Source organism: Nocardia noduli (assembly GCF_019038455.1).
GTDB lineage: Bacteria > Actinomycetota > Actinomycetes > Mycobacteriales > Mycobacteriaceae > Nocardia > Nocardia noduli.
In genome coordinates, this window is sequence record NZ_JAFMPL010000009.1 from 1 (window position 1) to 21,581 (window position 21,581).

Annotated in this window: 16 protein-coding genes; 13 read left to right on the plus strand and 3 right to left on the minus strand. The window is 68.9% G+C overall.

Annotated elements, in window-relative coordinates:
• Positions 1-101: 101 nt before the first annotated feature.
• The 7 genes from JZ792_RS07845 to JZ792_RS07875 all read left to right on the plus strand — a co-directional run bounded on the left by JZ792_RS07845 (position 102) and on the right by JZ792_RS07875 (position 6,444).
• Positions 102-1,052 (plus strand): DUF58 domain-containing protein, encoded by a 951-nt coding sequence (locus JZ792_RS07845; protein WP_216908336.1) that lies wholly within the window; start codon positions 102-104, stop codon positions 1,050-1,052.
• Positions 1,049-2,053, plus strand: coding sequence for a VWA domain-containing protein (locus JZ792_RS07850; RefSeq protein WP_109526988.1), 1,005 nt, complete (start codon positions 1,049-1,051; stop codon positions 2,051-2,053). The genes JZ792_RS07845 and JZ792_RS07850 overlap by 4 nt, the downstream gene beginning before the upstream one ends.
• Before the next feature lie 94 nt (positions 2,054-2,147).
• Entirely contained in the window at positions 2,148-2,870 is a 723-nt protein-coding gene (fabG1, locus tag JZ792_RS07855) for a 3-oxoacyl-ACP reductase FabG1 (RefSeq protein ID WP_109526989.1), read from the plus strand.
• Positions 2,871-2,923: 53 nt separating this feature from the next.
• Positions 2,924-3,757: an NADH-dependent enoyl-ACP reductase InhA gene (inhA, locus tag JZ792_RS07860; RefSeq protein ID WP_216908338.1), complete on the plus strand. Its 834-nt coding sequence runs from the start codon at positions 2,924-2,926 to the stop codon at positions 3,755-3,757.
• Complete coding sequence (locus JZ792_RS07865; RefSeq protein WP_216908340.1) at positions 3,757-4,830, plus strand: ferrochelatase; 1,074 nt, start codon at positions 3,757-3,759, stop codon at positions 4,828-4,830. Before inhA ends, JZ792_RS07865 begins: the two co-directional genes overlap by 1 nt.
• Before the next feature lie 42 nt (positions 4,831-4,872).
• Entirely contained in the window at positions 4,873-5,250 is a 378-nt protein-coding gene (locus tag JZ792_RS07870) for a DUF1330 domain-containing protein (protein ID WP_216908341.1), read from the plus strand.
• Between the two features lie 96 nt (positions 5,251-5,346).
• Positions 5,347-6,444, plus strand: a complete 1,098-nt coding sequence (locus JZ792_RS07875) for a hypothetical protein (RefSeq protein WP_216908343.1) — start codon at positions 5,347-5,349, stop codon at positions 6,442-6,444.
• Here the strand turns inward: JZ792_RS07875 and JZ792_RS07880 are convergent.
• From JZ792_RS07880 to JZ792_RS07890, 3 genes are read right to left on the minus strand one after another with little or no spacing between them, the layout of a single operon-like run.
• Positions 6,441-7,187 (minus strand): S1 family peptidase, encoded by a 747-nt coding sequence (locus tag JZ792_RS07880; protein ID WP_216908345.1) that lies wholly within the window; start codon positions 7,185-7,187, stop codon positions 6,441-6,443. The genes JZ792_RS07875 and JZ792_RS07880 overlap by 4 nt on opposite strands.
• 49 nt (positions 7,188-7,236) lie before the next feature.
• Positions 7,237-8,544 carry an SPFH domain-containing protein gene (locus JZ792_RS07885; RefSeq protein ID WP_216908348.1) on the minus strand — a complete coding sequence of 436 codons (1,308 nt, stop codon included), beginning with the start codon at positions 8,542-8,544 and terminating at the stop codon, positions 7,237-7,239.
• On the minus strand, positions 8,544-8,975 hold the full coding sequence (locus JZ792_RS07890; RefSeq protein ID WP_216908350.1) for an NfeD family protein: 432 nt from the start codon (positions 8,973-8,975) through the stop codon (positions 8,544-8,546). Before JZ792_RS07890 ends, JZ792_RS07885 begins: the two co-directional genes overlap by 1 nt.
• A 193-nt stretch (positions 8,976-9,168) precedes the next feature.
• Between JZ792_RS07890 and JZ792_RS07895 the strand changes: the two genes are divergently transcribed.
• From JZ792_RS07895 to JZ792_RS07920, 6 genes are all read left to right on the plus strand, one after another.
• A complete protein-coding gene (locus JZ792_RS07895; RefSeq protein WP_216908352.1) occupies positions 9,169-10,380 on the plus strand; it encodes a DUF7373 family lipoprotein in 1,212 nt (403 codons plus the stop codon).
• A gap of 57 nt (positions 10,381-10,437) precedes the next feature.
• Positions 10,438-11,265 (plus strand): DUF3097 domain-containing protein, encoded by an 828-nt coding sequence (locus JZ792_RS07900; RefSeq protein ID WP_216908354.1) that lies wholly within the window; start codon positions 10,438-10,440, stop codon positions 11,263-11,265.
• An 82-nt stretch (positions 11,266-11,347) separates the two neighbouring features.
• Positions 11,348-12,163, plus strand: coding sequence for an Rv1486c family protein (locus JZ792_RS07905; RefSeq protein ID WP_216908356.1), 816 nt, complete (start codon positions 11,348-11,350; stop codon positions 12,161-12,163).
• Positions 12,164-12,439: 276 nt separating this feature from the next.
• On the plus strand, positions 12,440-13,372 hold the full coding sequence (locus tag JZ792_RS07910) for a CorA family divalent cation transporter (protein ID WP_216908358.1): 933 nt from the start codon (positions 12,440-12,442) through the stop codon (positions 13,370-13,372).
• A gap of 361 nt (positions 13,373-13,733) precedes the next feature.
• Positions 13,734-20,138 carry a type I polyketide synthase gene (locus JZ792_RS07915; RefSeq protein ID WP_216908360.1) on the plus strand — a complete coding sequence of 2,135 codons (6,405 nt, stop codon included), beginning with the start codon at positions 13,734-13,736 and terminating at the stop codon, positions 20,136-20,138.
• A complete protein-coding gene (locus tag JZ792_RS07920; RefSeq protein WP_308165193.1) occupies positions 20,135-21,574 on the plus strand; it encodes an MFS transporter in 1,440 nt (479 codons plus the stop codon). The genes JZ792_RS07915 and JZ792_RS07920 overlap by 4 nt, the downstream gene beginning before the upstream one ends.
• Positions 21,575-21,581 lie beyond the last annotated feature (7 nt).

Consider the following 21,581-nt stretch of genomic DNA (forward strand, 5'->3'; position numbering starts at 1 on the left):
CCGCAGGCGACACCCCAGCCGCACGTCGGCCAGATGGCACCGGCCGCCGGCAACAACCAGCCCAAGTGACGGCCGCACCGGATCCCGCTGCCCGAGCGCCGATGTCCGCACACGTACCGCCCTCGTTCCGTTCGGGTGAACTGACCGATCCCCGGCTCACCGCGGCGCTGAAGACGCTGGAACTGACCGTGCGTCGCCGTCTCGACGGCGTCCTGCACGGCGACCACCTCGGCCTGATCCCCGGCCCCGGTTCGGAACCGGGTGAGGCGCGCGCCTACCAACCCGGCGACGATGTGCGGCAGATGGACTGGTCGGTCACCGCCCGCACCACCCACCCGCACGTGCGGCAGATGATCGCCGACCGGGAACTCGAGACGTGGATGGTCGTCGACCTGTCGGCCAGCCTCGATTTCGGCACGGCCAACTGCCAGAAACGTGATCTCGCCATCGCGGCTGCGGCCGCGATCACCCATCTGACCAGCGGCGGCGGCAACCGGATCGGCGCCGTGGTCGCCACCGGCGAACAACTCGTCCGTATTCCGGCCCGCAGCGGCCGGGTGCACGCGCAATCGCTGCTGCGCAGTATCGCGACCACCCCGCACGCCCGCGACGGGGTGCGCGGCGATCTGCGCACCGGGATCGAATCGCTGCGCCGCCCGCAGCGCAAACGCGGTCTCGCGGTGATCATCAGCGATTTCCTCGGCGATATCGATTGGCAGCGTTCGCTGCGCGCGATCTCGGCACGCCACGACCTGCTCGCCGTGGAGGTGCTCGACCCCCGCGATCTGACACTGCCCGATATGGGTGATGTGGTGCTGCACGACCCGGAGACCGGGCGGACCCGCGAATTCAGCGTGACGCCGACGCTGCGCGCGGATTTCGCCGCCGCCGCGCAACGTCATCGGCAGCAGGTCGAGCAGGCGCTGCGCAGCTGCGGCGCCCCGGTGATGACCCTGCAGACCGATCGGGACTGGATCACCGACGTGGTCCGGTTCGTCTCCACCCGGCGTCACAGTTTCGGCGCCCCGAGCGGACAGGCCCCGCGCCAGTGAGTATTTCGCATTTCACCGCGCTGATCTGGCTCGCCTTCCTCATCGTCGTCGGACTCATCGCGCTCGGTTACGTGCTGGTACAGCGCAGCAGGCACAAGCACATGCTGCGGTTCAGCAATATGGAGATGCTGGAGAAGGTCGCCCCGTCGCGGCCGAGCCCGATGCGGCATGTGCCGGTGGCGCTGATGCTGGTCGGTCTGGTGTTCCTGACCATCGCGGCGGCGGGCCCGACCGCGGTGCAGAAGGTGCCGCGCAACCGCGCGACCGTGGTGCTCGTCATGGACGTCTCGCTGTCCATGGAGGCCACCGACGTGCCGCCGAGCAGGTTGCAGGTCGCCCAGGAAGCCGGTAAGGAATTCGTCGACGGCCTGACCCCCGGCATCAACCTCGGATTCGTCACCTTCGCGGGCACGGCGTCGGTGATGGTGTCGCCGACGACCAACCGTGAGGCCGTCAAGGCCGCGATCGACAACATCAAACTCGCCGAACGCACCGCCACCGGTGAAGGCATTCTGACCGCGCTCAATTCGATCGATACCCTGGCCAGCGTGCTCGGCGGCGCGGAGACACCGCCGCCCGCCCGGGTGGTGCTGATGTCGGACGGTAAGCAGACCGTGCCCGACGACAAGGACACCGAGAATCCGAGACACGGTTTCACCGCGGCGCGCTTGGCCAAGCAGAAGGGCATCCCGGTCTCGACGATCTCCTTCGGCACCGAATGGGGTTCGGTCGAGATTCCCGACCAGGACGGTCAGGGCGCGCAGCGGGTGAAGGTGCCCGTCGACAACGATTCACTCCAGGAGATCGCGAAACTGTCCGGCGGCGAGTTCTACACCGCGTCCAGTCTCGAGGAACTGACCGCGGTCTACGACACCTTGGAAGAGCAGATCGGCTACGAGACGACCAGGGGCGACGCCTCCAGACCGTGGCTGCTGCTCGGCATGCTCCTCGTCGCGGCCGGTGTCGTCACCGGATTGCTCTATCGTCAACGCCTGCCCTAGCCCGACGACTGCCCCGGCTCCGCCGCGTAGTGGCATCTCACAGGGTGTGGTGCCCGGGCGTCGCCATGCGAACCCGAACAGATAGGTTGTGCTCATGTCCAACATCACATCCCGGTCGGTCCTGGTGACCGGCGGAAATCGCGGTATCGGACTCGCGGTCGCCCAGCGTCTGCTGGCCGATGGTCACAAGGTCGCCGTCACACATCGCGGTTCCGGAGCGCCGGAAGGCATGCTCGGCGTGAAATGCGATGTGACCGACACCGAATCGATCGATCAGGCGTTCACCGAGATCGAGCAGAAGCAGGGCGCGGTCGAGGTGCTCGTCGCCAACGCGGGCATCACCGACAACACGCTGCTCATGCGGATGAGCGAGGAACAGTTCGAGCGCGTCATCGACGCGAACCTCACCGGCGCCTTCCGCTGTGCCAAGCGCGCCAACCGGGCGATGCTGCGCGCGAAATTCGGCCGGATCATCTTCCTCGGCTCCGTGGTCGGCCTCAAGGGCGGACCGGGTCAGGTCAACTACGCGGCCTCCAAGGCGGGCCTGGTCGGTATGGCGCGTTCGATCACCATGGAGATCGGCTCGCGCAACATCACCGCCAACGTCGTCGCCCCCGGCTTCATCGATACCGATATGACGCGCAACGACGTCACCGACGAAATGCGCGAGGTAGTCCTCAAATACGGCATCCCGGCCCAGCGCATGGGCCAGCCCGAGGAAGTCGCGTCCGCGGTCAGCTTCCTGGCCTCCGATGACGCCGCCTACATCAGCGGCGCGGTCATCCCGGTCGACGGCGGTCTCGGCATGGGCCACTGAGGCCCCTGTCCTTCCCCGACCCGACAAACCTGACACAGGAGAACCACACACTCATGGGCGGACTGCTCGAGGGCAAGACCATCCTGATCACCGGCATCATCACCGATGCCTCGATCGCGTTCCACGCCGCCGCGGTGGCGCAGGAACAGGGCGCGCGCGTCATCATCACCGGTTTCGACCGGCTCCGGCTGATCGACCGGATCGCGCAGCGGCTGCCCAAGGAGGTGCCGCCCGCCATCGAACTCGACGCCACCAACGAGGAGCACCTGAGCACCCTCGCCGAGCGGATCCGCGCCGTCGCGCCCGAGGGCATCGACGGCGTGCTGCATTCCATCGCGTTCGCCCCGCGCACCCTGATGGGCCCCGACGCGAAACCGTTCCTCGAGGGACCGGGCCCCGACGCGGCCAAGGCGTTCGAGATCTCGGCGTGGAGTTACGCCTCGCTGGCCCGCGCCGTGCTGCCCGTGATGAACGAGGGCGGCTCCATCGTCGGCATGGACTTCGATCCGCGCACGTCGATGCCGTACTACAACTGGATGGGTGTGGCCAAGGCCGCGCTCGAGTCGGTGAACCGCTACGTCGCGCGAGAGGTGGGCGCGGCCAAGCGGATTCGCTCCAACCTGGTCGCCGCCGGCCCGATCAAGACGCTGGCCGCCAAGGCCATCGCGGGCACCGCCACCGACGACGCGGCGAAGATGAACCAGCTCAACACCTACTGGGACGGCGCTTCGCCGATCGGCTGGGATGTCGACGACCCGACCGTCGTCGCCAAATCCATCTGCGCGCTGCTGTCGGACTGGCTGCCGGGAACCACCGGCTCGATCATCTACGTCGACGGCGGCGCCAGCCACAACACGTGGCTGCCGGAGGATATGCCGACCGCCTGATGGATTACCAGGCCCTGCTCGTCCTCTCCTTCGGCGGCCCCGAACGCCCCGAGGACGTGATGCCGTTCCTGGAGAACGTCACCGGGGGGCGTGGAGTGCCGCGCGAACGACTCGAAGAGGTCGCGCGGCACTACCTGCATTTCGGCGGGGTGTCGCCGATCAACCGGCTCAATCGCGACATCATCGCCGCGATCGACACCGAACTGGACGGCTCGGGTCCGCGATTGCCGGTGTATTTCGGCAATCGGAACTGGCATCCCATGGTGGAGGACACCGTCGCGCGGATGGCCGCCGACGGTGTCACCTCGGCGCTGGTCTTCCCGACCTCCGCGTGGGGCGGCTATTCGGGCTGCCGGCAATACGACGAGGATATCGCCAGGGCGCGTGCGGCTTTCGGCGCCGATGCGCCGCATCTAGTGAAATTGCGCCAATATTTCGACCATCCGTTGTTCGTCGACGCCTTCGCAGACGCCATTCGCGCGGCGGTGCTGGAGATCCCGGCCGAGCGGCGTGATCGCGCGCGCCTGGTCTTCACCGCGCATTCGATTCCGGTGTCGGCCGATATCGCCGCGGGCCCGCCCGCCGACGGAGGCAGGCTCTACAGTCGTCAGGTGGCCGAGGCCGCCCGATTGTGCGCGGCGGCAACCGGATTCGCCGACTTCGATCTGGTGTGGCAGTCGCGTTCCGGTCCGCCGCAGGTGCCGTGGCTCGATCCCGACATCGTCGACCACCTCGAGAATCTGTCCGGTGAGGGTGTCGACGCCGTCGTGGTGTGCCCGGTCGGTTTCGTCTCCGACCACCTCGAGGTGATCTGGGATCTGGACAACGAGGCGAAGACACGCGCCGACGAATTGGGGATGGCCTTCGCCAGGGCGGCCACGCCGGGCACCGATCCGCGTTTCGCCCGCATGGTCGTCGAACTGATCGGCGAGCAGGTGTCCGGCGGGCAGGTGCGCCGGATGGGCGCGGTCCCCGGATACGGCGATACCGCCGACGGGCAGTCGTGCGCGATCGGCTGCTGTGCGTCGACCAGGCCCGCGCGGCCGTCGGGAACCGGCGGACGTCCGGCGTGAGGTAGTCGAGCGTCCACGGACGCACGAACACGAGGAGCGGAAATGGCTGTCGACCCACGAGGCGCCGATCTGGCCCGGTTGATCTCCGAGGATCCCGGCGGGCCGGTGGTGATGCTCAATCTGCTGCGGTTCGCGCCGGACGGTGCGGCGGCGTACCAGGAGTACTCCCGCCGTGCGGCGGAATTCCTGGGGAAGTACGGCGGACGGGTCCTCTACGGCGGTCAGGGGTCGACCGCGTTGGTCGCGGAGACCGGCCAGGCCTGGGATGCCGTTCTCGTCGTGTGGTATCCGAGCCGGGACGCGTTCTCGAGCATGGTCGCCGACCCCGGATACCTGGAGATCACCTCCTTGCGGACACAGGCCCTCAGCGAGGCCGTCCTCCAGGCCACGGTGCCGTGGCCCGGGTTCGGCGAGAGCTGATCCACCGGCGCGGGCTCGCGGGTAGCCGGTCGAGGTCCCGGTGACGCGCGCGGTTTGGTACCCTCCGCCCCAGTCCTGTCTGCGAGGGGGAAGTGCATGCGTGCGAGACATCGTGTGCTGTTGGCGGTGTCCCTGGCCTCGGCGACCCTCGCCGGATGTTCGACCGATCAGCAGGCACGGGAGCCCGCGGCGCCGTCGGCCGCGGTGGCGACATTCGGGGTCCGGGTGCCCGCCGTCGACCAACACAAATTGCAGATCGCCGATCAGGTGCGCAGGCTCGATCCGTGCGGCTTCTTCGACGGCGAGGAGTTCGCGGCCTACACCCTGGCGGCCACGGCCGGACCGGCGCGGGGTTTGGACGATTGCGCGGTCGGGTTGACCACGACCGGGCGCACCCGGGCCTCCGGCCTGGCCACGATCGCGCTGGCCGGTGACGCCCCCGCCCCCGACGAGACCGAGACACGTCCGATCGCGGGCGAGACGGTGATCGTCGCCCGGACCGCCGCCGAGGACGTCGACTGCGTGTTCAAAGTGCCGCTGCGGCTGCCAGGCTCGCCGACGACCTCGCACGACGGGGCCTCCACCGCGACGCCCTGGGCGCGGGTCGAGGGCTCCGGGTTCGACGATTCCGAGCTCAACTGTCAGGCCGCCACCGACGCCGCCACCGCGCTGGTCTCGGCGCTACGGGAGAACAGAGCCCCCCGCCGCGAGGACGCCACGGTGACGGCGACACTGGCCGATCGCAGCCCGTGCGAACTCATGCCCGCCGTCCCCACCGGCTACACGATCTCCCGCTTCGACGTCCAAACCCGCCCCTACACCTGTAGTTTCCGCGTCGACGGATCCGCCGCGGGTCGCTACGGCTCCACGGTCACCGTCGATTTCCTGCTCCGTCCCGCCGCCGAGGCCCTGGAGCCCGCCGAGGGGCAGCGGGCGGTCGACGTCGCCGGGCACGCCGCCCTGCGCGAGGAATCCCTGGGGACCGGCTCCTGCTTCGTCAGCATGACGGCGGGTCCGCCCCTCGCCTCGTCCGCGACACCCAAACCGTCCACGACGACCTCCGGCACGACCACCGGCACCGCGAGCACCGCCGCCACACGCGGCCAGGTGGTCATCCGCGTGTTCGCTGGCTCCTGCGCGGTTGCCGATCAATTGGCCCCCGTGGCCGCCGAGATATTCGGCGCCAATCCCTAGAAGTCCGTGGCGGGAAGTCGGGAGTAGACGCCCGGGAACCCGGGGCGCGCGACACCGTTACCCCACGAGGTGATTCCGGCGAGGTATCCGTCGACGAGAAGTGGTCCGCCGCTGTCGTATTCGCCGGTGTCCGCCGTGGTCGAGCCCGCGCAGAGCATATCCCGCGGGTCGAAGGCGGGACCGTAGGCCGCCGCGCATTCGGCGTCGGGGACCATCGGGACGCTCGCCGCGCGCAATCGGGTGCCGGAGGTGTCGGTTTCCGAGGTGGCGCCCCAGCCGAGTATCGATCCCGTCGTCGCGTCGGCGGCGGCGATCTCGGCGAAGGGGCCGGGCCGTGGCGCGGCGAGGGTGAGTATCGCCAGATCGTCGTGGTACACGGCGGTGCCGCCGAAGGAGCTCTCGCGGAATCCGGGATGCAGGCGGATATCGGTGACGCCCACCGTCTCGCCGTCCGACGAACGCAGATCGTCGCGGCCGAACGTCACCGACAGCGCGCGGGGGACGGGTTGTGCGATCTGCACGCAATGCGCCGAGGTGAGGACCTTGTCGGGCGCGATGAGCGCACCGCCGCAGAACTGTCCCGACGGGCGGGTGAAGAACAGCGGACTGCCGATGGCGGCCAGCCACGGATAGCTCGCCGCGTCGACCTCGCCGCCGCCGACGATCGCCCCGGCCGCACCGGGGACGGCGAAGGCGACGAGCGCGGCTGTGGCGAGCGCGGCCGCGCGGTGCGCACGTGTCATCCGGGGCCTCCCGTGCGTGCGCGTCGACTGTTCGTTCGGTCGCCGCACACTACTGGCGGTAGCTCTCCGGTGGTTGCCACGGCCGACCGTAGGGGTCGGCGGTCGGCGGGTCGGCGGGAGGTTGCTGTGGTTCCCGGGTCTGCTGTGGTTCCTGCGGCGCGGGTGGCTTCTGCAACGCGGGTGACTGCTGTGGTTGGTCCGGCGTCGGAATCACCTGCTGATGTGGTGAGGGCACCGGCGGGTGCCCCGGCGTGACGCCGAGACCTTCGACCGATGTGCGCGCGGTCGCCTCGGCGGCGCGCACCGCGCGTTCGATGGTCGGGTCGGGCGCGGTGTCGAACCAGTCGGCGACATCGGAATCGTCTTCGACCCTGACCTCGGCCGGTTCCTCGGTGGGCGGTTCGTACCGGAACACGCCGTCCTGGCCCTGCGTGGCGAAACTCTTGGCGAATCCCTCGAGCGCCTTGCCGAAATCGCTCGGCACCAACCACACCTTGTTCGCGTCGCCGCGCGCGACCAGCGGCAGCGTCTGCATGTACTGATAGGCGAGCAGTTCGGGGGTCGGCTTACCGGATTTGATTGCCGCGAAAACCTTTTCGATGGCCTTCGCCTGGCCCTGGGCCTGGAGGTACGAGGCCGCGCGCTCGCCCTGGGCGCGCAGGATGCGGCTCTGCCGCTCGCCTTCCGCGGACAGGATCGACGACTGCTTGGAACCCTCGGCGGACAGGATCTGCGCCTGTTTGGCGCCCTCGGCGGTCTTGATCTGCGATTCGCGCTGACCTTCCGCGGTCAGGATCATGGCTCGCTTCTCGCGGTCCGCCTTCATCTGCTTCTCCATCGATTCCTGGATCGACGGCGGCGGATCGATCGCCTTGAGTTCCACGCGCGCCACCCGAAGACCCCAGCGGCCGGTCGCCTCGTCGAGCACGCCGCGCAGCTGGCTGTTGATCTGATCCCGGGAGGTCAGCGTCTCCTCCAGCGTCATCCCGCCCACCACGTTGCGCAGCGTGGTCACGGTGAGCTGTTCGACCGCGGCGATGTAGTTGCTGATCTCGTAGACGGCCGACTGCGGGCTGGTGACCTGGAAATACACCACCGAATCGATTTGCAGGGTCAGGTTGTCCTGGGTGATCACCGGTTGCGGTGGAAAGGAGACGACGCGTTCGCGCAGGTCGACCTTGGCGCGGATGCGGTCGGCGAACGGCACCAGGAACGTCAGCTGCCCGGATGCGGTGCGCGAATATCTCCCGAGTCGTTCGATCACCGCCGCCTCGGCCTGCGGCACCAGGGCGATCGATTTGAAGACCACCACCACGACCAGCAGGACGAGAACGGCGGCCACGATCAGTACAGCCATTACGGTCCCTTCCAGACGACGGCGGTCGCGCCGTCGATTTTCATCACGTACACGGTCGTGCCCGGCTCGTAGCTCTCGTCCGCGTTCATCGGCCGGGCGGTCCACTCCTCGCCGCCCAGTTTGACGCGACCGGAATGGGCGGAGACCTCCTGGAGAACCAGTGCCGACTTACCCGTCAGCGCATCGACATTGGTCGGAATGGGCGGCGGCGTGCCGAAACGCCTGCGCAGCATCGGACGCACCCCGAGGAACAGGATCGCGGAGATCACCCCGAAGACGATCGCGTCGACGACCAGTGAGGTGTCGGCGGCGGCGCTGACACCGGCCGTGCCGAGTGCCGCGGCGCCCAACATCAACAATGTGAGGTCCCCGGTGAGCATCTCGGCCGCCGCGAGCAGTACTCCCGCGACGAGCCACACGACTGCGGCCACGAAATTCACTGTAGTGCGATCACGGTGATCGTGGGCCCGAGCGCGCGAACCGCGACGGCACCGATCACACCCGCGTCACGAATGCGGTGCGCGGACGGGCGCGCGGTTGCGCCGCCGCCGCGTACCGCGATGACGGTGTAGGGAGGCGAGCCGTGTCGCCCCCGTTTCCGACCGACACGAGGGATATGCCGAGATGGTTCGACGATCACGCATCACGTTGCTCGCCGCCGGGGTGGCGCTGGCGAGTCTGCTGACCGGCTGCGGCGTCACCGGCACACCCGTCGCGGGCGAACCCGATGTGCGCACGCTCGAGGTCGGCCCGTATCCCGTCGACCGGCACCGGTACGACCAGGACTCGCACGGCGGAGGCGCACTGCTGGAGGGGATCCGGATGGCCGACGCGGTCGTTCCCGCCGTCCGGATCGATTCGGCGCTGACCGCGGGTGTCTACTCCGACGTCGTCTCCGACGTCGACAGCGCCGTGTACGGATTCCTCGCCGATGTCGCGAAACCGGTGCTGGAGCGCCACGACATGGTGGTCGCCTACCGCACGATCGGTGCGGATCGGCCGTTCCAGCCGTTCGCGCAGGAGCAGACCGGGCCGACGCCGGACACCGTCGTGTTGCAGTCGCTGATGCGCTTCCGCAGCGCCGCCGTCGCGCAGCAGGCCGCGCGCGATCTGGAGGAGACCGATTTCCAGGTCGCGCCGGAGCAGAACCGGCGCGTGCGGCACCCCGATTACCCCGACGCGCTGATCCATTGGCGTCCTGGCGTGCCCAATATGGGCACCTTCGTCGCCATCGGCGAATACGTCCTGTTCGTCTTCGTCCAGCGCCAGAACGCCGACGAGCAGAACCTGCTCGGCTGGGTCGGTGCCACATTGCGCGCCGAGATCCCGACGGCGAACGCGTTCGCACCCACCGCGATCGACAAACTGGACACCCTGCGGGTCGACCCGGACGATCTGCTGGCCCGCGTGGTGGTCGAGGACCGTGATCGCGAACTCGACCCGGAGACCTTCAGCGTGCACCCGCCCTCGGCGATCGTGCACGGCGCGTCCAACCAGGCGGTGGCGGGGCGCATGGTGGAGGAGACCGGCATCGAGGCGGCGGGCGGTATCGACAACAGCGTCGTCTACCGGTTGCGCGACGCCTCCGGCGCGCCCGCGCTCATCGCCTACCTGCGGGCGAATTCGGGCGATGCCTTCGATCCGGTCGACGCGCCGCACGATGTGCCCGGCGCGACCTGCCAGCACCTCAACCATCGCGGCGACAGCGAAACGCACTACCGGTACGTGTGCTTCGTTTCCTACAAGCGCTACGTCGCGGGCGTCGCCGGAGACAGCGAAGCCGATGTGCGCCAGCGCGTGGCCGCGCAATACGCGTTGCTCGCCAACAGTCTGTGACCGGCACACCGCTGCCGATTGCACCGCGATCGGTAGCGGCGGTGTTAGTTTCGGGCGGTGAGCGGGCGCGACGGATACGGCGATATCTTCTCGGGACATCCGAGGGCGAACAAGCGGGTGGTGCCGACGGTCACCGCCGAGCGGGACCTGGTGGTGGAGGACGCCGCGAGCGGATTCTGCGGCGCGGTAGTCGGTTTCGACCGCAGCTACGACGGCGAGTTCGTGAAACTGGAGGACGCGCGAGGCGCGGTGCGGCTTTTCGCGTTGCGCGAGGCGGCCTTCCTGATCGACGGCAATCCGGTCACGCTGGTGCGTCCGCGCGCGGCGGCGCCGAAACAGCCGACCAGGTCCGCGTCGGGTTCCACACGGGTGGAGGGTTTGCGGGCTCGCGTCGCCAGGACCAGCCGGATCTGGGTGGAGGGCGTGCACGACGCGGCCCTGGTCGAGCGGGTATGGGGACACGACCTGCGCGTGGAGGGGGTCGTGGTCGAACATCTGGAGGGGCTCGACAATCTGGCGCAGCGTCTCACCGACTTCGGGCCGGGTCCCGGCTGCCGGGTCGGGGTGCTCGTCGACCATCTGGTCACCGGGTCCAAGGAGACTCAGCTCACCACCGGGCTGGGCCCACACGTGCTGGTGACCGGGCACCCGTTCATCGATGTCTGGCAGGCGGTGCGGCCCGCGGCGGTCGGCATCGAGGAGTGGCCCCGGGTGCCGCGCGGTGAGGACTGGAAGACCGGTATCTGCACCAGGCTGGGGTGGGGTACCCCGCAGCAGGGGTGGCGCCGGGTCTACGAGGCGGTCGGATCCTTCCGCGACCTGGAAGCGCCGCTGATCGGCGCGGTGGAACGGCTGATCGACTTCGTGACCGAACCCGAGCCGTAACACCCCGAGCCGTAATGCGCAGCTCACCAGGGTTGTGCGACAGCCGCACCTCATCGCGGCAGTCATATTATGCTCGATGATTATGTGCTCTCCTAGTGCCACGCTGACGGTGTGGGCCGGCTCCTGGCTGGCCGGGAACAGCGCGCCCGACGACGTGCTGGAAGCCCTACAGCAGTGGGCGCCCAAGCACACCATCGCCGCGGGCGATCCGGTCACCGGCGGTCGTTCCGACCTGCCGTGGTCCTCGCGCGGCAATGTGGCGGGTAGTGCGATGATGGCCCTGTTCAAGGTCATTCGGGAGACCATGGCCCAACCCGGTGCGCGGCTGCGGCTGGTGCTCCCGGTACCGGGTGACGTGCGCGGACTCCCGGTCGGCACCATCTTCGCCGCCGACGCCGTCGAGGCCGAGGAAGGGCTGCTGATCGGTGTTCCCGGACAGGACGGCACCGGCCTGATTCCGCTGTGGGCCGACGACGGATCGTTGCAGTGGACGATCTACACCACCCCGATTCCCCCCGAGCCGGGATCGGATATGAGCCTCGGCGAGGCCGAGTACACGATGCGCGAGGCGGTCCGCGACGCCGCCGACGCGCTGATGCAGTTGCACACCACCGCCGTCGGCACGGTCGAATCCGATCCGCGTGAATTGATCGAAGCGGAATTGGCCGACTATTCACGTCACGATTACCCGGAGTCGATTCCGTTGCGCGCCAAGCGCATCCTCGACACCGCCGATCATGTCGCGGCGATTCTCACGGTGGCGCAGCGGGAACCGGCGTCCTCACCCACCTCGGCCAGCGCCATCGGCGCGCAGGAGACGCTGTTGCGTCCGCTGTGGGACGCGATCCGCGCGGCCAGACTGGTCGCCGTGCACGCGGCGGCGCGCGACGGTCGCTAGTTCCGACACGTACCCGACCGGTCCCCGCCGCGACGTGGTCTACACCGCTTAACCTGTTCGTCGATTGACGCGGACACGGGGCGGTTTCTAATGTTGGAGCGCACGATTCGTGCGCGATCGACACCCTCCGAGCGGGACGAGCGGCCTGTGCCTTCTCCCGCGCGCGAGCGCGGTCCACACCGGCCCGCGCCACGAAGTACACCGAATCCGAATCTGGAGTTCAGCCATGGCAGAACTGTTCGTGCGCCCGGCGCGCCGCGGCGGCGGGCGGTAGCGGTGCGTACCCCCACCGCGCCCGCCGCCGACCACTTCGACACCGAAGTGCTCGGTAAACATTGGATACCGCTGTCGATGACCGATGCCGAGACGGCGGTGGTTCTGCGTGAGCGGTTGGGCGTCGATTTCCCGGCCGCGAGGGAACGCGACTGGGCGGCAGACGATTTCCTCTATGTGCCGGTGGTGGTGAATCATCGGCTCGGTGACGGCGATCCGGTGCGCGACACCATCGTCTTCGCGGTGAACGAGGAATTCCTGGTCACCTGGCAGCCGACGGAACCGTTCGTGCCCTTCGACGCGGCGATCGCGAAGATGAGCCGCGACCCGCTGCTGACCGGATCGTCCTACGGTGTGATGTACGCGCTGCTGTGGGCGCTCAACGACGGATCGCGCGAAATCCTGTGCTCGGTCGACGCGACGCTGGCCTCGGTGCGCGCGGACCTCGCCGCGGCGAGCACCGAGGACGGTCGACGCGACCGCGGTGGTGTCACGGGGGAACTGCGCGGCGTGCCCGCCGCCCTGGACGCCGTCGAGCGCGCCGTCGCCCCGGTGCGGGAGACGCAACGCCACCTGGCCCGCGCCGCGCACCGGATGCGGGGTGAACTCGCCTGGCGCGCAGGTGAACTCGACGGGCGGACGATCGCGCTCGTGGCCGATATCGACAGCGTGGAGAAGTACGCGGCCGCCGAGTACGACACGCTGCGCTATCTCCAGCACTCGCTGCGTTCCCGGCTCGACGTCGAACGCAACCGTCTCGTCGAGATCCTCACCCTCCTGGCCGCGGTCTGTCTCCCGCCGACCCTGATCTCCACGTTCGTGCACGCCATCGGCATGCCGGATTGGGAGTTCGGCTACCTCGCCGCCACGGCGATCACCGTCGCTTCGGCCGTGATCCCCTTCGTCTATGTCGTCCGGAGAATCGGCGAACGCTGAAATTCACGGCGCGAGTGAATATTCGGCGCGCCGCTGTCCCGAATACATTGTGCCCGTTGGATCTGCGCGTTCGGCCGACAGGATACGCGCGGAACAGCGGTCGCCGTCGTGCGCTTGGTGTGGTTCACAGTCCCCCCTTCCCGGGGTTGTGGAACCCACGAAATCTCCGATCCGGTGTGTTCGTCCCGCCGGGGGCCGTGGGTACGATCGAGCGAATCCAGCAGTGGCGCAGGATGTTTGCTGAGTATCGATCAAGTCCCGGTGTGTATCGGCCGCTGCGGTCGCCGGGGCAGGTACAGGACCATTTCGTGCGCGGGGCGCGACGTGGGTCCTTCGATTGCCCGTGTTCGGGAGGACCAAGTTGTCGGATATTGCCATTGTGGGTATCGGCTGCCGATTCGGCGGTGGAATCGACTCACCGGAGAGCTTCTGGGATTTCGTGGTCGACAAGCGGGACGCGGTGGTCGAGATCCCCGCGGACCGCTGGGACTATCGCCGCTACTACGACTCGGACCGGCGCACGCCGGGACGCAGCTACACCAAACGCGGTGCGTTCCTGACCTCGGACCCGTGGGAATTCGACCCCGATTTCTTCGGTATCTCGCCGCGAGAGGCGACGGGCCTCGATCCCCAGCAGCGGCTGCTGCTGGAAGTCGCGTGGGAGGCGTTGGACGACGCCGGATTCGCCGGGCGCGCGGCGGGTGGGTCGGTCGGCGTCTACGTCGGCGGATTCGTGGTCGACCAGTCGGTGGTCGGGGTGGTCGGCCCCGCGCTCGCGCACGTGGACATGCACACCGCCGCCAGTGCCTCGTACACGATGCTGTCGAACCGAATCGCGTACGCGCTCAACCTGATCGGACCGGCACTGACGGTAGATACGGCCTGTTCGTCGTCGCTGGTCGCGTTCCATCTCGCCTGCCAGGCGCTGGACAACGGCGACTGCGAGGTCGCGTTGGCGGGTGGTGTGAACGTCATGCTCCAGCCGGAGACCTTCGTCATGATGTGCAAGGGTGGATTCCTCGCCGAGGACGGCCGCTGTAAATCCTTCGACGCCACCGGCGACGGATACGGCCGCGGTGAGGGCGGCGGGATCGTCGTGCTCAAGAAGCTCGACGACGCGGTGCGCGACGGCGACCGGATCTACGCCGTGGTCAAGGCGACCGGCTCCAACCAGGACGGGCGGACCACCGCGATCACGGTGCCCAACGCCGATTCCCAGGAGGCGCTGGCGCGGGCGGTCTGCGCGCGCGCCGGGCTACCGCCCTCGGGGATCACCTATGTCGAGGCGCACGGCACGGGCACGCCGGTGGGCGATCCCATCGAACTGCGCGCGCTCGGCCGGGTCTACGGCGCCGACGCGGGCCGCCCGGCCTCCCTCGGGGTCGGCTCGCTCAAGGCCACCCTCGGGCACACCGAAGCCGCGTCCGGGATCGCCAGCGTCATCAAATCCGCCCTGGCGATCCGGCACCGCACGATTCCGCCGCAGGGCTGGCTCGATCAGCCCAATCCCGACATTCCCTTCGCCGAGCTGGGATTGCACGTGCAGACCGAGCCGGAAACCGTCGCGCCGGACGTCGATCGGATGACGATCGCCGTCAACGGTTTCGGCTACGGCGGCACCAACGCCCACGCCATCCTCCAGGAGTTCCGCACCGAGCAGGCCGGTGTACCCGCCACGGCGCGGCATTACGGTGTGCTCCCGCTGTCGGCGCGGAGCGCGCCCGCCGTGCGTGCCATCGCGGGACGATTCGCCGATCTGCTCGCCGACGGTGCCGACGTGGACCACCTCGCGGAGGCGGCGTGGACGCGGCTGGCGCACCATCAGTTCCGCGGCGGCGTCCTCGTCGGCGAGAGCGCCGACGTCGTCCGGGATCTGCGCCTGTTCGCGGCGGGCGAGGGGCGCGACGCCACCCGCACCGTCTCGCGGCGCACCGCCGAGCCGGTATTCGTCTTCTCCGGTATGGGACCGCAGTGGTGGGCGATGGCACGCGAACTGCTCGTCGCGGGCGGCGCCTTCGCGAAGACCGCCGAGCAGATCGACGAGGTGTTCGTCGAACTCGCGGGCTGGTCGATCATCGAGGAACTGCTGCGACCGGAGCAGGAATCACGGGTCGCGAAAACCGAAGTGGCACAGCCGGCGAACTTCCTGGTCCAGGTCTCGCTGGTCAGCGAACTCGCCGAATTCGGGATCACCCCCGCGGCCGTGATCGGTCACAGCGTCGGCGAGGTATCGGCGGCCTACGTCACCGGTCTGCTGTCGCTGCGGGACGCGGTGCTCGTCGCCTATCACCGTGCGCGCCTCCAGGCGACGACGGCGGGCTCGGGCGGGATGCTCGCGGTCGGTCTCGGTCGGGAACAGGCCGAGCAGCTCATCGCCGATATCCCCGGTGTGGATATCGGCGCGGTCAACAGCCCCGGCGCGCTGACCCTGTCCGGTGACGCCGACCGCTTGGACGAGATCGCCGAAACACTCACCGAACAGGGCGCTTTCGCCCGCAGGCTGCGCGTCGAGGTGCCCTATCACAGCAACCTGATGGACCCGATCCTGGACGAACTGCGTACCGTGCTCGCCGAACTCACGCCGTGCCCGCCCACCGTCGCGCTGTACTCGACGGTCACCGGCGCGCCCGTCACGGCGGGCGACTGGGATGCCGAGTACTGGTGCGCCAACGTGCGTCAGCCGGTCCGCTTCGCCGACGCCGTCTCCGCGGCGATCGGGGCGGGTAACCGGGTGTTCGTCGAGGTCGGTCCGCACCCGGTGCTCTCTGGCAATATCCGCGAGATCCTGCTCGGCGCGGGCGAAACCGGCGCGACCGTCTCGACCCTGGACCGCAAACAGCCCGACAGCGAGAGCATCCGCCGGACGATCATCGGTCTCTACAGCGCGGGCGTCCTCGATCCGGATACCCTCTTCCCCGCCGACGGCGCGGTCACCCCGCATCTGCCGCTGCCGCGCTACCCGTGGCAGCAGACCCGCCTGCACGCACCGCTGCCCGTCTTCGAGCAGTTGCGTCTCGGCACCCCGGGCGGCTACGCCATGCTGGGCGATCCCGATTTCGAGGGCAGGCCGGGCTGGCAACTACAGATCGGCACCGAGAAACTGCCGTGGCTGGTCGATCACGTGGTCGGCGGCGCACGGATCCTGCCCGGTGCGGCCTATCTCGACGCGGCGCTGAGCGCGGCCTCGAGCCGAATGGTCGACAAACGGGTGGCACTGGAACAGGTGCGGTTCGTCGCGCCGCTGATCATGAGCGCTCCCGATGTGCCGCTGCTCGAATTCACCATCGAGGAATCCAGCGGACGTTTCCTCATCAGATCCCGCAGCGCCACCGGAACGGTCTGGACGGTCAACGCGATCGGCCGACTGCTGACCGGCAGCTACGAGGGCGCGAAAGGCACCGTCCCCGAGGACGATTCCGCGGTCGATTTCGCCCCCGATCTGTTCTACGCCGCACTCGCCGCGCGAGGTCTGCACTACGGTCCGAGCTTCCGGCGGGTGACCTCGGTGCGCGCCGGAACCGATGCGGTGGTCGCGACCGTCGACGCCACCATCGCCGCCGACTCCGGTCACCTGGCGCACCCCGCCGTCGTCGATGCCGCGATGCAGACGGTGGCGCTGCTGTTCGCCGCCGACAGTCTGGGCGAGGGCGCGATGGTGCCGGTGGGGGTGAACGCGGTACGCATGTTCGCCCCGCTGCCCGAGCAGGTCACCGTGGTCGCCCGCCGCGATCCGGCGGTACGGCTGTGCGCCGACGTCGATCTGCTCGACGACGACCGCAATGTGTGCCTGCGACTGATCGGCGTGCAGGTCGGCGCGCTGACACCGGGGCTGAGCCCGCTGCATCGGATGGCCGACTTCTTCTACGCCGACACCATGGAACAGCTCGACCCGGTCGACCCGGCGGCATTGCCCGCCGCGGAGAGCGTGGCCACCGTCGTGGTCGCGCTCGGTGCGAGCGCGCGCGCCGAACTGCTGGCCGACGCGCTGCCCGGCTCCGGATTCCACCTCGTCGAGGGGGACGATCCGGACCTGGAGACCCGGGTGACCGAACTGCTGGCGGCCGCCGCCGCGGACGGCGTCCAACGGCGGCACGTGTGCGTGGTCGCGGGCTCGGTCGACGACGATGTCGCCGACCTGTGGACCTTGAAGCGGATCGCTCTCGCCGTGGACGCGGTCGCCGAGGCCGCCGACACCGAGGTGCTGTCCGGAATCGGCGACGGTTCCTGCCACATCACCCTGGTGACCGAGCGGGCGTTCACCCTGCCGGACAGCGCGGACGCACCCGATTCCGCGCACGCCGCGCTGGCGGGCGCACGCCGCGTCCTGCTGAACGAGCAGAGCAGGCTGCGCTGGCGCCTGGTCGACGTCGACACCGACACCGCGGTCGCTGACCTGGTGCGGGAACTGCTGATCCCCGGTGCGTTCAGTTACGACAATTCCGACGAGGTGCTGCTGCGCGCGGGCGTGCGCTGGGTTCCCGTGGTGCACAAGCCGCTGTCCGAGCGCATCGACGTCCTGGAAACCGCGGTCCCGCTCGACGATCCCGAATCCGATTTCGAATTGGAGGTGCCGCGTTCGCGACTGCTGTCGGCGCTGGCGTGGCGGCAGTGCCGACGCCGCGATCCCGGGCCGGGTGAGATCGAGGTGCGCATGCGCGTCGTCGGGCTCAACTACAAGGACCCGCTCAAGGTGATGGGAATCCTGGGTGAACGCGAACTCGCCGGAACCTTCTTCGGGACCTCGCCGGGTATGGAAGGTGTCGGCACCGTGGTGCGGCTCGGTCCCGGCGTCGACACCGTCGCCGAAGGCGATGTGGTCGCCGTCGCCGCCAAGGGCATGATGCGGCGCTTCCACCTCGTCGGACAGCATTCGGTGATCCGGCTGCCGGAAGGCGCGGAACCCGGATTCTGCACCAGTACCACGGCATTCGGCACCGCGGAGTACGCGCTGCTCGACCTGGCGCGCATCCAGCCGGGTGAGACGGTACTGATCCACGGCGCGGCGGGCGGCGTCGGTTCGGCGGCGATCCAGGTGGCGAAAGCCGCGGGTGCGCGGATCATCGGCACCGCGAGCACCGACGAGCGGCGTGCCCACATCCTGGAACTCGGCGCCGATCACGCGCTCGAGTCGCGGTCGCTGAATTTCGCCGACGACGTGCTCGGCCTGACCGACGGTATCGGCGTCGACGTGGTGCTGAGCACCGCGCCCGGTGAGATCCTGCGCCAGAACTTCAAGGCGGTCACCGAATTCGGGCGCATCGTCGAAGTCGGCAAGGCCGACGTGTACACCGGCGGCCTGCTGGAACTGGCCAATTTCGACAAGAATCTGTCCTACTTCTCGGTCGACCTCGACCGCATGTGCGCGGTACGCCCCGCCCAGCTGGCCGACCTGCTGCGCCGGGTCTACGACAAGATCGAGAGCGGGGTCTACCGCCCGCTGCCCTACGAACTGTTCGGCGTCGAGGACGTGTCGAGGGCATTCGACGAGGTCATCCGCTCGACCCGGATCGGCCGGATCGCCATCGACATGGACCAGGTCGCGCCGCCGGTGCGGCCCGCCCTGCCCGACGTCGAGATCGACAGTGTCGCGAGCTATCTGATCACCGGTGGGTTCGGCGGTTTCGGTCTGGCGACCGGGCGCTGGCTGGTGAGCAAGGGGGCGCGCAGAATCGTGCTGGTCGGACGGAGCGGCGCGAACAACGACGCGGCACGTCAACAATTGGCCGCCTGGCGGGCCGGGGGAGTCGACATCGTCGAAGAACTCGCCGATATCGCCGATGCCGAGGCCGTCGCGGCCATCGTCGAGCGGGCGCACGGGGGCGGTCATCCGCTGCGTGGCATCTTCCACGCGGCGGGCGCGGTGGCCGACAACCGGATCGCGGTGATGGATCTCGACCAGCTCACCAGGGTGTACCGGCCCAAGGTGCACGGCGCGCGCGCCCTGCACAAGGCCGTCACCGAAGCGGGCATCACGCTGGACATGTTCGTGCTGTACTCCTCGGGCGGCTCGATGTTCGGCATCTTCGGGCAGTACAACTACACCGCCGCCAATGTCGCGGTCGAGGCGCTGGCCGAGCAGTGGGCCCGCGCGGGCGAACGCGTGACCTGTGTCGGATGGGGCCATATGTCCGGGGCCACCGGCGGTATGGCCTCCGACGACAAGGTCGCCAAATATCTGGAGGTGGTCGGGTTCGGCCCGATCGACATGACCGACGGCACCGTCTATCTCGAGCAGACCCTGCGGCTCGGGCAGACCCGCGCGGCGATCATCCCGACCGACTGGACCAAACTCACCGCCGCGTTCCCGCAGATGAGCCGCACCGGCAGGTTGGCCGCGCTCGCGGCGGCCTCGGTGGAGGACAATTCGGCGGCGGCGAAGATGAAGGCCGAACTGGCCGCGCTCGACGAGGGCAAACGCGGCCAGGCGGTCGCCAGGATGCTCGCCGACCAGCTCGCGGTCGTCATGGGCGTGGCCCCCGAGTCGATCGACCTGACCGTACCCGTCCCCGAACTCGGTCTGGATTCCCTGATGGCGGTGGAATTCGGTACCCGCGTGAGCAAATCGCTCGGTATCGAGCTGATGTCGTTGCAGATGGGACGCTCGTTCAGCCTCGAACAGGTCGGACCCAAGGTGGCCGAGCTCATCCTCGCCTCCGACGCGGGCGCCTCGGCGGCAGCGCTGCTGGCAGCCTCGGAAGCGCCGAGCGCACCCGCCGCCGCGATCGAGGAACCGGCTGCGGAACAACCAGTGCCGGTGGGCGCGTGACCGAGATCGGCACTCGCGCGTCCACGGATACGGCGAACGGCGAGCGCGCCGCGTGGCTGGCCTTCGCCGGATGTCTGATCGCGGTGTTCATGCAGATGATCGACGTGACGATCGTGAATACCGCGCTCCCGGACATCACCGCGGACCTGGATGCCTCGCGGTCGGAGCAGTTGTTCGTGATCTCCGGCTACTCGCTGGCCTTCGCCTGCACCCTGCTGGTCGCGGCCCGGATCGGCGAACTGACCGGCCGTCGCACCATGTTCCTGGTGTCGGTGGTCGCCTTCACCGCGACTTCGGTGTGGTGCGGTATGTCCACCAGCGCCACCGAACTCATCATCGCCAGGGTGGCGCAGGGGATTTCGGGCGCGGGCATGGCGGCGCAAACGATCGCCATCCTGACCGCGAGCTTTCCGCGCGAACGGCATCCTCAGGTTTTCGCCCTCTACGGCGCGACGGCCGGATTCGCCGGAATGCTCGGACCGATTCTCGGCGGCACGCTGATCACCCTGTCGCCCTGGGGATTCGGCTGGCATTCGATATTCCTGATCAACCTGCCCCTCGGGATCGTCGCGCTCGCGCTCGCGCTGCGCTACCTGCGTCTGGGCAGACCCTCCGAACGCGGCAGGCTCGATCCCGTCGGCGCGATCCTGTCGACGGTGAGTCTGTTCGCCCTGCTCGGGGCACTGGCCGATCTGCAACAGAACGGCTGGCGGCCGGGACCTTTCGCGGTCGCCGTCGGCGCGCTCGGGCTCGGCGCGCTCTTCGTCGGCCACCAGCGACTGCTCGACCGGCGCGGCCGGACACCGCTCGTACGGCTCGATCTGTTCGCGGACCGCGGATTTCGCGTCGGCTCGATTCTGGTGACCCTGTTCTTCGGGCTGTTCACCGCGTTCGTGTACACCATCTCGATCACCTTGCAGGACGAACTGGATTTCTCGCCGCTGCGCACCGGACTCGCCATGACACCCTTCGCGCTGGGCGCCGGTGCGGGGGCGCTCGCCTCGCCGCTGCTGGTCGGGCGGTGGGGTGTGCGGGTGCTCGCGGTCGGAATCGCTTCCTACGGTGTCTGTATCGCGATCGGCGCCGCCTATCTCCACATCACCGGCGGCGTCGTGAATCTGGCCCTGGCGGCGGGCCCGGTATTCCTGTCCGGGCTCGGCGTCGGATTGTTCGGCGTCCAACTACAACCCCTGATGCTCGCGGGCCTGGATCAGCGCCGCATGGACGCGGCGTCGGGCCTGCTTCCCACGATCGAGCAGATCGGCAACGGTGTCGGTCTGGCGCTGTTGAGCACGGTCTTCTTCCGCGCTCACACCCTCGCTGGCAGCGTCACCATGCTGTCGGCCATCGCGGTCGTCGCCCTCGGCATGGGTGTCCTGACCCTGGCGCTGCCCGACACACCGGCGCGGCCCCAGCCGTTCGCACGCATCGAATAGAGGTTTC

Bases quoted from the DNA above. Each gene is read 5' to 3' on its own strand.
- JZ792_RS07845 (WP_216908336.1), top strand. From the start codon at position 102: ATGTCCGCACACGTACCGCCCTCGTTCCGTTCGGGTGAACTGACCGAT.
- fabG1 (WP_109526989.1), top strand. From the start codon at position 2,148: ATGTCCAACATCACATCCCGGTCGGTCCTGGTGACCGGCGGAAATCGC.
- inhA (WP_216908338.1), top strand. From the start codon at position 2,924: ATGGGCGGACTGCTCGAGGGCAAGACCATCCTGATCACCGGCATCATC.
- JZ792_RS07865 (WP_216908340.1), top strand. From the start codon at position 3,757: ATGGATTACCAGGCCCTGCTCGTCCTCTCCTTCGGCGGCCCCGAACGC.
- JZ792_RS07870 (WP_216908341.1), top strand. From the start codon at position 4,873: ATGGCTGTCGACCCACGAGGCGCCGATCTGGCCCGGTTGATCTCCGAG.
- JZ792_RS07875 (WP_216908343.1), top strand. From the start codon at position 5,347: ATGCGTGCGAGACATCGTGTGCTGTTGGCGGTGTCCCTGGCCTCGGCG.
- JZ792_RS07880 (WP_216908345.1), bottom strand. From the start codon at position 7,187: ATGACACGTGCGCACCGCGCGGCCGCGCTCGCCACAGCCGCGCTCGTC.
- JZ792_RS07885 (WP_216908348.1), bottom strand. From the start codon at position 8,544: ATGGCTGTACTGATCGTGGCCGCCGTTCTCGTCCTGCTGGTCGTGGTG.
- JZ792_RS07895 (WP_216908352.1), top strand. From the start codon at position 9,169: ATGGTTCGACGATCACGCATCACGTTGCTCGCCGCCGGGGTGGCGCTG.
- JZ792_RS07905 (WP_216908356.1), top strand. From the start codon at position 11,348: ATGTGCTCTCCTAGTGCCACGCTGACGGTGTGGGCCGGCTCCTGGCTG.